Origin of the sequence: Rhizobium sp. RM, assembly GCF_013390595.1 — a bacterium.
GTDB lineage: Bacteria > Pseudomonadota > Alphaproteobacteria > Rhizobiales > Rhizobiaceae > Agrobacterium.
Window position 1 is genome coordinate 537229 of the sequence record NZ_JACAWV010000008.1, and the last position, 13804, is coordinate 551032.

The following is a 13804-nucleotide window of genomic DNA, read 5'->3' on the forward strand; positions in this document are numbered from 1 at the left end:
GCCAGCCTGTCGTCTTGCCAAAACTTCGATGAGCCGTAGTGGCTCATCGTCTGGCTAGCTAACGCGCCTCAGCCCTAGTTCGCAAGGACGCGCTGTGACGGAAATGTGATTTCCACCAGCGTTCCTTCGTTTGGGGTGGACGTGATGGAGAAATTGGCGCGGTTGGCGTCGACCATCGCCTTGGTTAAGGGAAGGCCGAGTCCCGTGCCATCGCCGCGAACGCGTTTGCCTGACGAAGCGACCTGACGGAACGGCTTCATGGCCTGATCCAGTTCCGCACGGGTCATGCCGATACCGGTATCCCTGATCCGCAAGGTCACGCTGCCGTTTGCCTCGTAGGCTGTGGAAACGACGATCTGTCCGCCCGACGGCGTGAAGCGAATGGCATTCGACAGAATGTTGAGCACGATCTGTTTGATCGAGCGCAGATCGGCAACAATTTGCGGAACGGACTGCGAAAGAGCAGTTCGGATGATGACACGCTGGTTGTTCGCCTGCGGCTGAACCAGCGATACGGCTTCTGCCACGGTTTCATTCAGCGCAACAGCGACAAAGTCGACGTCCATCTGACCAGCTTCGATCTTAGAAATATCCAGGAGATCGTTGACGATATCGAGAACGTGACGCCCGGAGCGTCCGATGTCGTTCGAATATTCGACATATCGCGGGTGGCCGATCGGACCGAAACGTTCCGTTGCCATCAGGTCGGAAAACCCGATAATTGCATTGAGCGGTGTGCGGATTTCGTGGCTGACACGCGCCAGAAAATCCGTCTTGTGGGCGTTGGCCGTTTCCGCCGCCCGTTTTGCGTTTCGCAATTCCTCTTCCGTCCGCTTCCACTGGGTAATATCGCGGATCACGGCGCAGTAGCCGTGCGAGGATTTAAGGCGTCCGATGGTCATGAACAGCGGCAGGAACCCGCCGGAGGCTTCGCGACCGATCACCTCACGCCCGTCATTCAGCACGCTTGCGACGCCATTGTTGGCAAGCCCGGACAGATAATCGAGCACGGCGCGTTGGCTTTCATGCGCAAACAGCGTCACGAACGGCTTTCCGGCAATCTCGTCATTGTCGTAGTTGAAAAGTGCGCTGGCAGAGCGGTTCAAAGAGCGGATTTCACTCTCGTCACCCAGCAGAACGACACCATCCGTTGCCGTTTCCAGGATTGAATGAAGCTCTTCGACCTCGCCCTGCAGGGCGGAGAGAGATTCGTCTTCCGTTGCCGCTGTGTTTTCGGTCACTGCAATGCTCGCGGCGGCCGGCTCCGCGGCGGGGATAAGAGAAAGCATCAACGCTGTCGTTTCTTCCCAGCGGATCGATTGCAGACGTGCCTTGACCGGGATCACGTCGTTCTCGGCATTCACGATGACCATCCCACCTTCATGGCCGGGCATGCCCTCCAGATCCTGTCGCTGCAACAGCGCGTCCAGTCCGCCGACCTCTTCGAGCTCGCTGGTGGAATCATAGCCTGTAAGGCGCAGGAAATCTGGATTGGCGTGGATCAACCGCTCGCCAGCATGGACAAGCAGTGCAACGGGCATTTGATCCAGCGTTTCCGCAGTGAGTGAATCAGACGAACGTGTGCGCGATGGGCTCACCTGTGCGGCAACATCCGTTGCAGGTGCCACAGCGGCCTCGTCTTCAGAAGCTTCGACATCCGTTGCTGCCGTCGTGACGGCAGGCTGTTCGCCGCGCACGTAATCGGCAAACAGATCCTCTTCTTCGGCCTCGACAGCATCCTCGACCGATGTCTCAGACTGTTCCGTGCTTGTTGCCGCAACACCGGTATCGATTTCAGGTTCGGCGGGTTCGCTCACCGCACTTGCCGCCTCTTCCTCCCTCGCAGGAACGGCCTGTTCCTCGTCAGAATGGTCGGTTGGCGCAAGCGTTCTGCCGATTTCCCGGAAGGCAGCCTGTTCGCTGGCGCTCAACGCCTCCCGAGACCGTGCGCGCCGCTCTTCGAGCTGGACCACCTTGTCGGAATAGCGGCGCCCAGGTGTGAGTGTAATGTCCAGGACCGGGACTTCAAACTCCGGCGGCGTATAATCGCGGCTTGTGTCTTCGATCGGCGTATCGTCCGCCACGTCAGCGGGCGCGTCATCTTCAAACGCCGCTGCGCTGTTTTCCTCGATCACATCGACGGTTGCTTCGCCGACATCGTCTTCCTCGGGCAACGCCAACAATGTTTGGCTTTCCTCATCGGCGGCAATTGTGGACGGCGCAGTCGGTGCCTCGGTCTTTGTTGCGAAAGTCAGGCCGATAGCATGCGGGTCTTCCACTGCATCTGCCAGACGCACAATGCCGAACCCACGGAAACCATCGAATTCGCGTGAGCGGGTGTAGGTAGGCAGGGCCGCAAGATCGATCGGCACGACGAGCGAGGTATTTTCCACCGGCCAGTAGATCGTCTTGCCGGACCAGGTATCGCGGCGACCGAGAAGCTCACGGATTTTGCCATCTGTGTCGAGATTGAAGAGCGCTGCGACGTCAGCGAAGTTCATCCCGTCGACTGCAGCCGCTTTAGCACCAACAGCTTCGGCAAACTCATGCGATATGGAGCTGAAGCGTCCCTCGGCATCGATTTTCCAGACGAAACGTGACGCGCGTGATGTCGGATTGAAGACGAAAGAACTCACCGCGTCAGTCTCGTCTCCGACAACGGCATCGGTGTCCAGTGGTGAAACAGGAGACATCTTTGTCTCAACCGTCTCGATAGGCGCTTCCGTCGTTTCGGTTGCCATTTCGGCAATCTCTACATGCTCAACGGTGTGACGAACTTCGTCTTCGGCCTCTTCGGTCGGCAGTATCAATTCGGCCTGCTCATCCTCCGAATTTGAGATGGCGATCGACGGTGTGTCGTCGCTTTCCGTCGGATCGGCTGAAAACTCGAAGTCCTGAGCCGTATCTGAGACGACTGTATCCTCGTCGACGTCCACGAACTCCTCGACATCATCCACATCCTCGATGTCGGCGACGGCATCGAGGATCGATGCAAAGGATGTCGTTTCAACCGTCGGCGTGGCGACGTCTTCTACCGATGCGACAAGAGACGGAGGAGTGATGGTTTCCAGTGGCTGGTCATCGCCAAAATCGCTGACAGGGTCGAGCCTGCCAAGGGCGGTTTCAACCACGAACAGCAGGTTCAGTTCGGGCGACTGCGTAATCTGCCCGGTCGCGGCGGGCAGATAGCCCTTGCCGGTCGGCACTGGGCGTTTCACCAGTCGTCCCGACTGGCCGGAGGCCATGCTTACAAGCGTTCTCGCGGTGCTTGGTGTGATGCCGAGTGCGGAGAAACCGGTTGATGCCGCGATAATGGCGGATCTGTCATCCAGCACGGCCATATGGATGTCAGGGTCGTCAAAGCCCTCGATCATGCGGCGGGCACACTCGGCCATATCGGGGGGTGTCTGATCGGTAAAGGCAGAAAAAAGAATGGCGCTTTGACCAAGCTCAGCTTCAATGACTTCTACCTTCGCTCGGACGGGCAGGCTCTTGAAACCCGAATTGATTCGAATGGTGACGGGCAGGCTCTCGCCGATCCCCGAAAGTCGGGCCGCAGTCGCTGACAGTTGGCGGAATGTGACGTCCTGCCGTTTTGGTCCCTGCTCGAGAAAGTCGTAGACCATAGGCGTGCCGAACAGTGCTGCTCCGCGTCCGTTTGCCCATAGAACGGTTTCCAGATCCATGGAAAACAGCGCCATTGCCTCACCGCGGCCGAAACCTTCCCGCACACGTTCATGCACTGCGATATCGATAAAGGGATATTGAACGGCGGGCATGTCGAAACCTATTCTGGCACTACCGGACCTCGTGCGGTTTCGTCGCTTCCTCATGAAGCCGAAATCTGAACCCGCACAGGCACCACGTTAACAGAATTTTAAATAACTTCACAGGGCCGCACGGTCCATCGTCTGGCGCATTAATCGCCAAACAGAGTTAACATGAACAGGTGCGCAGAAGGAGACGGAAACTCAGTGCGTCACCATAATTGGAAGGAAAGCTCCACAGAAAATCCCTTGCCTTTCGAAAGCTTTTTCCGCAAAATTTAAACTGGGTCTTGCAAATCGGGAAAACACCTTTTATTGGACCCTCCACGACGGCGCTTCGGCGCGTTGGTGTGCGGTTGTAGCTCAGTTGGTTAGAGCGCAGGTTTGTGGCACCTGAGGTCGGTGGTTCGACCCCACTCAACCGTACCACTCTCCCCTCCCTGAAAGTTCAGTCATGATTATGGACTTCCAAGGAGGGGAGAGAATTTTCTCCCATAGTTTTCCGTATTGTCCATCAGCACGATTTTTTGGCTGCGCTCTCGTGTGCGTTTCGGTCCGGCAAAAACCAGTTGGCTAAAATGAGTTGCGCTGGTATTGTCGCGCCAACGAAACCTAATGAAAGCCTGCTGCATAGCGACAACGCTTGTGCGCGGCGAAATGGACAAGACAGTGATCGACCCCGGAAACGGCCCAAAGCCGTCGGACCAAGGGGCGTCGGTGGTTGACAAAGGGAAGGCGAAGCGTTCCCGTCGCGGCAAGAAGAACAGGCGTCACGGTAAGCCCCGCGACGTTGCTGTGGTGTCGCATGATGTTGTCACTGATGTTCCGGCCGGTTCCCACTATGCATCGGCTCTCGAGTCGAACGAAGAACCGCGCAAGCGCAAGCGTCGCAGGCGTTCACGCGGGAAGGGCACGTCCCAGCAGGCAAGTGCTCCTGCCGCGGCGGCAAAGCAGTCTCCCGATATCGCAATTCAGGCGCCTAACCCGAGTGGTGTTCCCGGCGGCAGCCGCAAATCGCGCAATCGCAAGCGGGTGCACCGCGATCCGCAGGGTCGCCCTCTTGTACCGTCTCACGCGCCCAAGCATGTAGCCAAGCCGAATGGCCGTGGTCACGGTGCGGCCGTTGTGGAGCAGCAGAAGAAGCATGAGGGCGCGGGCCGCCATGCGTCGAAATCGCATGACCATGCTGATGCTGGCGCGGACATGTACGCGGCACTTGATCTTGGCACCAATAACTGCCGCCTTCTGATCGCGCAGCCGACTCGTCCCGGCCAGTTCCGGGTCGTCGATGCATTTTCGCGCATCGTCCGCCTGGGTGAGGGGCTGGTGTCGAGTGGTCGCCTTTCCGACGACGCGATGGATCGTGCTGTGGAAGCGCTGAAAGTCTGCGCGGCGAAACTGTCCGGGCGTCCGATCAGGCGTATGCGACTGATCGCGACGGAAGCCTGCCGTGCTGCCGCCAATGGCGAGGAGTTTCTGGCCCGCGTCACACGCGAGACAGGCCTGAGGCTCGAAATCATCAGCCGCGAAACGGAAGCACGCCTTGCCGTCTCGGGATGTGCATCTCTGGTTGGCCGTGAGGCTCGCTCTGTCGTACTGTTCGATATCGGTGGCGGTTCTTCTGAAATCGCTGTCATCAGGGTCGGTGAGAACCGTTCCAACCGGCTTGCCAATCACATCACCCATTGGACGTCTCTGCCTGTCGGTGTTGTCACCCTGTCTGAACGTCATGGTGGTCGCGATGTGACGCCCGATGTCTTTGCCGCCATGGTGCGCGAAGTTGAGGGGCTGCTGGATGCCTTCCATTGCCCACCGGTTGTTGTGCAGGCCGCCCATGAAGATTTCCATCTGATTGGTACATCCGGCACCGTTACGACACTTGCGGGTGTGCATCTTGATCTTCCACGCTATGACCGCCGCAAGGTCGATGGCCTGTGGCTTTCAGATGCAGAAGTGACGGCCATGCAGGACAAGCTGCTGGCCTGGGATTTTGCCGGTCGTGCTGCCAACGCCTGCATCGGGCCCGACAGGGCGGATCTGGTTCTGGCCGGTTGCGCCATTCTGGAAGCAATTCGCCGCCGTTGGCCCGCACGCCGCATGCGTGTCGCCGACCGCGGCTTGCGCGAGGGCCTGCTGACGGACATGATGGCAGATGACGGGGCGTGGCGGCGCAACCGTATACGGCGCATGCAGACGGCGCGGCAAGAACGGACAGAAGGTTTGACATGAGCAAGGCGCCGACAAGCAACAACCGTACCGGACGAAAGATTGGCCAGAAGGTCAAGAAGACCAAGCTCAAAGCGTCTTCTCGTCGCTGGCTCGAACGTCATATCAACGATCCCTATGTGCAGCGCGCCAAGCTCGAAGGCTACCGCGCCCGCGCGGCTTTCAAGCTGCTCGAGATCAATGATAAGCACCAGATCCTGAAGGATGCACGCCGCATCATCGACCTTGGTGCAGCACCTGGAAGCTGGTCGCAGATTGCCGCCAAGGTAACGGATTCCACCGAGGATGACATCCGCGTCGCCGCAATCGACTTCCTCGAACTCGATCCTATCCCGGGCGTGAAGATCCTGCAGCTAGACTTCCTGGACCCGTCTGCACCTGAAAAATTGATGGAAGCCGTTGGTGGCACGCCTGATCTGGTTCTGTCCGACATGGCGGCGCCGACGACCGGCCATCAGAAAACGGACCACATCCGCACCATGCACCTGTGCGAAGTCGCGGCCGACTTCGCTATCCAGGTGCTTGCGGAGGGTGGCCATTTCCTCGCCAAGACCTTCCAGGGCGGCACGGAAAAGACGCTGCTCGACATGCTGAAGAAAAACTTCAAGCAGGTCCTGCATATCAAGCCTGCGTCTTCACGCTCCGAATCCGTCGAGATGTTCCTGCTGGCCAAGCACTTTAAAGGCCGCAAAGCGGAGCCGCAGAGCCGGGATGATGAAGATGAAACCGTCGCCGGCGAATAAGCTATACTAAAGACAGAAAAAGGGATCGGTTCGGCTGATCCCTTTTTTTGCACGGGCCGGGCGTGTCTTGACCGCGTCGCCTGATACAGTCTTTTTATATTACTCTGCCGGTTGCGAGACCTTGCCACGATGGCCTGAAACCGCCGCTCCCGCATTGCCATCCATGCGAATGATCGGGAAGATCGCGAAGAGTGAAACGGCAGCGACGATTGCAAAGGCAATGTGGAAATCGGCAAGCTGCAGGTGCGAACCCGAGATCATTGCGCTCACCTCCAGGATCGATGCGGCGAAGGCGACACCCAGGGCAAGGCTGATTTGCTGCAACACCGATGCCATCGAAGTTGCCTGGCTGGCCTGACTGTCCTCGATGTCCGAATAGCTGAGCGCATTCGAACCTGTGAAGAAGAACGAGCGCGCAAAACCTGCGGTCACGAGGAAGATCATGATCAGCGGGTAGGGCGTTTCGGGGGTGAAGAAGCTGTTGGCGAGCGTCGTAAAGGCTCCAACAATACCCGCGCCGATCAGCGTCGTCCGGAAGCCGGTCGTCGCAAATACACGCTTGGCAATGAATTTCGTGGTGATCGCGCCGATCGCCCCGGCAAAGGTGATCATGCCGGATTGGAACGGGTTAAGCCCGAAACCGATCTGCAACATCAGCGGCATAAGGAAGGGGATGGCACCCGTCGAAATGCGGAAAATCGTGCCACCCACCGAGGCTGCGCGGAATGTCGCATTCTGGAAAATACGGAAATCCAGAATGGGTGCGGGATGGTTGGCCGCGTGCCGCAGATAGAGAATGCCGCTGATGAAACCGATGATCGTTGAAGCAATGCCGATGGCTGGCGGAAGTGCGGGAAGGCTGACCACGGAAACGCCGAACACCACGCCCGAGGCTGCAACGCCGGACAGGATGAAGCCTTTGCCGTCCATTGGCGGCGGGTTGGTTGTCTCTATTTCCGGTAGAAAGATTGTCGACAGCCAGATCCCGATAATGCCGATCGGTACATTGATCAGGAAAATCCAGTGCCAGGAGAAATAGGTGGTGATGAAACCGCCGATCGGTGGGCCGGTCAGGGGCCCGACCAGGCCGGGGATCGTCAAAAGCGCCATGGCAGAGACAAGCTCGCTGCGCTTTGTCGTTCGCAGGAGAACGAGACGACCGACCGGCGTCATCATTGCACCGCCCATCCCCTGCAGGAAACGGGAAACAACAAACTCGAAGACAGAAGAAGACACCGCGCAGCAGATCGATCCGACGACGAAAACACCGATGGCGATGCGGAAGATTTTCTTGGCGCCATATTTGTCCGCCATCCAGCCGCTGATCGGGATGAAGATCGCCAACGCCACCATATAGGCGGTCAATGCAAGCTTCAGCGTGATCGGGCCGACATTGAGGTCGGCGGCAATCGCGGGCAGCGATGTTGCGATGACGGTGGAGTCCATCTGCTCCATGAAAAGAGCGACAGCAAGGATCAATGGGATAATGCGGTTCATAGGCTGCCTGCGGCGTTGCGCTGCGACAAGGATGCTGGCCTCCTCCTACGCCTGATAAGCGGGCTTGCCAACTGGATATTTGTTAATTTTAGTCCATGTCATCAAACCTGCGTGAGACCCCGTTTCCTTGTAATTTTCTTGGCTTATTGTTCGCGGGCACGAATTTGGGCCCTCAACGATATCGGAGAAAGATCATGACGCAGTTTTTGCATATGAGCAGGCGCGGCCTTATGGGAGCGGTCGGCGCCGGCGCTCTCGGTACGCCTTTCTTGATGACGCGGGCAGTCGCTCAGACGGCACAGCCGCAAACCTCCATGGAGATCGATCACGCCATGCCTCCGGAAACGAATCGCTTCAAGCTCGGCCAGTTCGAAATTTTGGTCGTGAAGGACGGCGCACGTGCCGCCCCCAACCCGGGAGAAACCTTCGGCACCAATCAATCTGCCGAAACGGTCGGCGCATTGCTGGAACAGAATTTTCTGCCGACGGATCAGTTCGTCAACTCGTTCTCTCCCGTTCTGGTGAATACGGGATCTGAACTCGTCCTGTTCGATACCGGCTTTGGTGAAGCTGGACGCGGTTCTGGTAACGGCCGTCTGATCGAAGGCATGGCTGCGGCCGGTTACACGCCGGAAGATGTGACGGTGGTTGTGCTCACCCACATGCATGGCGATCACATCGGCGGCCTGATGGAAAAAGGGGCTCCGGCGTTTCCAAAGGCACGCTATGTGTTCGGGCAGGCGGAATATGATTTCTGGACAGATGAAAAGCGTGTTGGCACGCCTGCTGAGGGTGGCCACAAAGGCGTTCTGGCCAACGTCAAGCCGTTGGCGGAGAAGGCAACCTTTATCGGTGACGCCGCAACTGTGGTGTCTGGCATTACCAGTGTAGCTGCTTTCGGCCATTCTCCCGGACATCTGATTTTCCAGGTCGAGTCGGATGGCAAGCAACTGGTCCTGACGGCCGATACCGCGAACCATTTCGTGCTGTCGCTGCAGCGCCCGGAATGGGAAGTGAAATTCGACATGGACAAGGCGGCGGCGGCTGCGTCGCGCAAGAAGGTATTCGACATGATCGCGACAGATCGTCTTCCCTTCCTCGGCTACCACATGCCGTTCCCGGCAGTTGGCTATGCGGAAAAGCAGGAGACCGGCTACCGGTTCGTGCCGAAATCCTACCAGTTTGACATCTGATCGTGCTGCAATGCAGCAACAGCGAAAACCCGGAATCGCTTTCCGGGTTTTTTCTATTCCCTTCCTGTCATGAACGTGTTACCAGCCCTCGCCAACTTCCACGCAATCCTTGCAGGACCGCCGGGGTGAACTAATCGTTCCGGACCGGCCATGCATTTTCAGTCTGAAGGAATTTGGCCATGGCACGCATCATTCAAACACCCACTGGTTTGGACGCTCTCACATTTGACGATGTGTTGCTGCAACCCGGACATTCGGAGGTCATGCCTGGCCAGACGAATATTTCCACCCGTATTGCCCGTGATATCGACCTGAACCTCCCGATCCTTTCGTCCGCTATGGACACAGTGACCGAAGGTCGTCTTGCCATTGCGATGGCACAGGCCGGCGGTATTGGTGTTATCCACCGCAACCTGACGCCAATCGAGCAGGCCGAGGAAGTTCGCCAGGTCAAGAAGTTTGAAAGCGGCATGGTCGTCAACCCGGTGACAATCGGACCGGATGCAACGCTGGCGGAAGCCCAGGCTCTGATGAAGGCCCACGGTATCTCCGGTATCCCGGTGGTCGAAAACGGTGGCGCCGGCGGTCACAAGAACGGTCGTCTCGTTGGTATCCTCACCAACCGCGATGTGCGTTTTGCGTCTGATCCGCAGCAGAAGATCTACGAATTGATGACCCGCGAAAATCTGGTCACGGTCAAGGAAAGCAGCGTTGACCAGCAGGAAGCGCGGCGTCTGCTGCACAAGCATCGCATTGAAAAGCTGCTTGTTGTCGATGCGAAGGGCAACTGCGTTGGCCTCATCACCGTCAAGGACATCGAGAAGTCGCAGCTTAACCCGAATGCCACGAAAGATGCGCAGGGCCGTCTGCGTGCCGCTGCCGCAATCAGCGTTGGTGCTGACGCCATCGAGCGTGCCGAGCGTCTGATCGACGCCGGCGTTGACCTTCTGGTGGTCGATACGGCACATGGCCATTCGCAGCGCGTTCTCGACGCCGTTGCCCATGTAAAGAAAATGTCGAACTCGGTTCGCATCATTGCCGGTAACGTCGCGACGGCTGACGGTACCAAGGCGCTGATTGATGCGGGTGCGGATGGCGTGAAGGTCGGTATCGGCCCGGGTTCTATCTGCACGACACGTATCGTTGCCGGTGTCGGCGTTCCGCAGCTTGCCGCGATTATGGCATCGGTTGAAGTTGCCAATGCTGCCGATATCCCTGTCATTGCCGATGGCGGCATCAAGTTCTCCGGCGACCTTGCCAAGGCAATTGCCGCAGGCGCATCCGCCGTGATGATCGGCTCGCTTCTCGCCGGCACGGATGAGAGCCCCGGTGAGGTCTTCCTCTATCAGGGTCGCTCCTTCAAGGCTTACCGCGGCATGGGTTCCGTTGGTGCCATGGCGCGTGGTTCGGCAGACCGTTACTTCCAGGCGGAAGTCCGCGACACGCTGAAGCTTGTGCCTGAAGGCATCGAAGGTCAGGTTCCGTATAAAGGTCCGGTCTCCGGCGTTCTGCACCAGCTTGCAGGCGGCCTGAAGGCTGCAATGGGTTATGTCGGTGGTGGTACGATCAAGGAATTCCAGGAACGCGCTACCTTCGTGCGCATTTCCAGCGCTGGCCTGCGCGAAAGCCACGCGCACGACGTGACGATCACCCGCGAAAGCCCGAACTATCCCGGTTCGGTTTGATCTTTCGAAGCGAATCCGTAAAAAGGTTCCTGAGTATTTGGCGCTCTCCGATCCGTGCCGGGTCGGAGAGCGTTTTCGTCATTGAAGGAGAAAGCATGTCACCGACGACCGCAATGTTCTGGCCGATGATTGCCCATGTCTTTCTCGTTTTCGCGCTCTATGCGCTGCTTCTTGTTCGGCGTCAGAAATACACCTTCGTCGATCGCGACGCTGTCATGCGTTACAAGGACAGCGGCGAAGAAGCGCGCGAAAGCCGCCTGGTAAACCGGAACATCGCCAATCAGTTCGAACTTCCGGTGCTGTTTCACATCGCCTGCCTGCTGCTTTACATCACCGACGCGGACAATATCGTCACGGTCGTGCTGGCATGGATTTTTGTGCTCACGCGTTATGGCCATTCCTTTGTTCATGTGACCAGCAACAGCCTGCGCTACCGGGCCCCGCTTTTTGGACTGGGGTTTGCCGTTCTGGTCGCTCTCTGGGGCTGGCTAGCTGTCTGGCTGGCGCTGGAATAAAACAGCTGCGCCTTGTTGCCTCATAAGTGAGACAGTCGGTCGGCTAAAATGCCTCGATTTGCTCTAGGTCAATTCCATGACGTGCTTTCCTCGTTAATCTCTCTATCGTGAGTTGAGATTTAGGGAGTATGTCATGGCAAGAACAATGAAGGCGGCTGTTGTCCGCGCATTTGGAAAACCGCTGACGATCGAGGAAGTGCCGATTCCTGATCCCGGTCCGGGCGAAATTCTCATCAACTACAAGGCAACGGGTATTTGCCACACGGACCTTCATGCCGCGACAGGTGATTGGCCGGTCAAGCCGAACCCGCCTTTCATCCCCGGTCATGAGGGTGTTGGTTACGTTGCCAAGATCGGCGCTGGCGTTACCGGCATCAAGGAAGGTGATCGGGCCGGAACACCATGGCTTTATACGGCCTGCGGTTGCTGCATTCCTTGCCGAACGGGATGGGAGACCCTTTGCCCGAGCCAGAAAAATGCCGGTTACTCGGTAAATGGCAGCTTCGCCGAATATGGTCTCGCCGATCCGAAGTTCGTCGGGCGCCTGCCGGATAATCTCGAATTTGGTCCCGCCGCTCCCGTTCTTTGTGCAGGCGTCACCGTCTACAAGGGCCTGAAGGAAACCGAGGTGAGACCCGGCGAATGGGTTGTGATCTCCGGCATCGGTGGCCTCGGCCACATGGCCGTGCAATATGCCAAGGCCATGGGCATGAATGTTGTCGCAGCCGACATTTTCGACGACAAGCTGGAGCTTGCGAAAAAGCTGGGCGCCGATGTCACCGTCAATGGGCGCGCGCCGGATGCGGTCGAGCAGGTACAGAAGGCCGTCGGTGGCGTACATGGCGCCTTGGTCACGGCGGTCTCTCCCAAGGCCATGGAGCAGGCGTACGGCTTCCTTCGTTCCAAGGGTACGATGGCACTGGTCGGCTTGCCGCCGGGCTTCATTTCCATTCCGGTTTTCGACACGGTGCTGAAACGCATTACTGTGCGTGGTTCCATCGTTGGTACGCGGCAGGATCTGGAGGAAGCACTGACCTTTGCGGGTGAGGGCAAGGTCGCAGCCCACTTCTCCTGGGACAAGCTCGATAACATCAACGATATCTTCCACCGAATGGAAGAAGGCAAGATCGAAGGCCGCATCGTGGTTGACCTCGCCGCCTGATGCACTGCGACCAAGGGTGGTGGGACTTCACGCAAACGTGTGCCGCCGCCACTATTTGACATCATCGCGGACGATGTGATCTGCGTTATCCTCCCTCATCATGAGTTGAGGGAGGATACGGCGATGGATAAGCCGAAAATCACGCAGGCAATGATCGATGCTTACGATGAATATACGCATCTCAGCCTTGATCGCCGTAAGTTCATGGAAAAGCTGAGTTTGCTTGCCGGTTCAGGAGCGGCTGCCGCAACGATTGCGCCGCTTCTTGCGGCCAATAGTGCAAAGGCTGCGGTTGTCGCGGCTGATGACGAGCGTATTGTTGCGGAAGACGTGGCCTATCCGGGTGCGTCCGGTGAGATGAAGGGTTATCTCGTCACGCCGAAATCAGCATCCGGTCCATTGGGATCGGTGATTGTCATCCACGAAAACCGGGGTCTGAACGATCATATCCGCGATGTTGCACGTCGAGCTGCCCTGGATGGCTTTCGGGCACTCGCCGTTGACTTCCTGTCGCCACAGGGCGGAACGCCCGCCGATGAGGAAAAGGCGCGCCAGATGTTCAGCGGCCTCGACATGGATGCGACTGTGGCCAATGCCGAAGCAAGCCGTGTATGGCTCGCGGCGCGGCAAGGTGCAAACGGCAAGGTTGGCGCGGTTGGTTTCTGCTGGGGCGGCGGGCTCGTCAATCGCTTTGCCACCAAATCGGAAGGGCTGAATGCCGGCGTTGCCTATTACGGTCAGCAGGCACCGGCAGCCGATGTTCCGGCGATCAAGACGCCGTTGCTGCTGCACTACGCTGGCCTGGATGAACGGATCAACGCCGGAATAGACGCTTACAAAAAGGCGCTGGAGGAAAACGGCAAGACGTTCGAGATATTCATTTATGACGGCGTCAATCACGCCTTCAACAATGATACCTCTTCAGCCCGTTACGACAAGGCGGCAGCAGATCTTGCCTGGAGCCGGACGACGGAATTCTTCAAAAAATATCTCGCCTGAGCCGAGACGCCCTCAAC

Annotated in this window: 9 protein-coding genes and 1 tRNA gene; 8 read left to right on the forward strand and 2 right to left on the reverse strand. The window is 58.0% G+C overall.

Translation table 11 applies throughout. The features are described 5' to 3' along the window. Positions 1-74: 74 nt before the first annotated feature. A complete protein-coding gene (locus HWX89_RS11580; protein WP_138794617.1) occupies positions 75-3779 on the reverse strand; it encodes an ATP-binding protein in 3705 nt (1234 codons plus the stop codon). Positions 3780-4119: 340 nt separating this feature from the next. On the opposite strand from HWX89_RS11580, the gene HWX89_RS11585 reads away from it, so the two are divergent. The 3 genes from HWX89_RS11585 (at position 4120) to HWX89_RS11595 (ending at position 6736) form a co-directional block, all read left to right on the forward strand. After that, positions 4120-4196, forward strand: a tRNA-His gene (locus HWX89_RS11585). Between the two features lie 186 nt (positions 4197-4382). Beyond that, positions 4383-5996 (forward strand): Ppx/GppA phosphatase family protein, encoded by a 1614-nt coding sequence (locus HWX89_RS11590; RefSeq protein ID WP_138794618.1) that lies wholly within the window; start codon positions 4383-4385, stop codon positions 5994-5996. Further along, entirely contained in the window at positions 5993-6736 is a 744-nt protein-coding gene (locus HWX89_RS11595) for an RlmE family RNA methyltransferase (protein WP_138794619.1), read from the forward strand. The genes HWX89_RS11590 and HWX89_RS11595 overlap by 4 nt, the downstream gene beginning before the upstream one ends. A 99-nt stretch (positions 6737-6835) precedes the next feature. Here the strand turns inward: HWX89_RS11595 and HWX89_RS11600 are convergent, their stop codons facing one another. After that, positions 6836-8233: an MDR family MFS transporter gene (locus HWX89_RS11600; protein WP_138794620.1), complete on the reverse strand. Its 1398-nt coding sequence runs from the start codon at positions 8231-8233 to the stop codon at positions 6836-6838. Between the two features lie 194 nt (positions 8234-8427). Between HWX89_RS11600 and HWX89_RS11605 the strand changes: the two genes are divergently transcribed. From HWX89_RS11605 to HWX89_RS11625, 5 genes are all read left to right on the forward strand, one after another. Beyond that, a complete protein-coding gene (locus tag HWX89_RS11605; protein WP_178340714.1) occupies positions 8428-9426 on the forward strand; it encodes an MBL fold metallo-hydrolase in 999 nt (332 codons plus the stop codon). 179 nt (positions 9427-9605) lie between these two features. Beyond that, positions 9606-11111, forward strand: coding sequence for an IMP dehydrogenase (gene guaB, locus HWX89_RS11610; RefSeq protein WP_138794621.1), 1506 nt, complete (start codon positions 9606-9608; stop codon positions 11109-11111). A 113-nt stretch (positions 11112-11224) separates the two neighbouring features. Beyond that, positions 11225-11626 (forward strand): MAPEG family protein, encoded by a 402-nt coding sequence (locus HWX89_RS11615; protein ID WP_178340743.1) that lies wholly within the window; start codon positions 11225-11227, stop codon positions 11624-11626. A 133-nt stretch (positions 11627-11759) separates the two neighbouring features. After that, positions 11760-12788, forward strand: a complete 1029-nt coding sequence (adhP, locus tag HWX89_RS11620; protein ID WP_138794623.1) for an alcohol dehydrogenase AdhP — start codon at positions 11760-11762, stop codon at positions 12786-12788. A 123-nt stretch (positions 12789-12911) separates the two neighbouring features. Further along, positions 12912-13787 carry a dienelactone hydrolase family protein gene (locus HWX89_RS11625; RefSeq protein WP_138794624.1) on the forward strand — a complete coding sequence of 292 codons (876 nt, stop codon included), beginning with the start codon at positions 12912-12914 and terminating at the stop codon, positions 13785-13787. Positions 13788-13804: the final 17 nt, after the last annotated feature.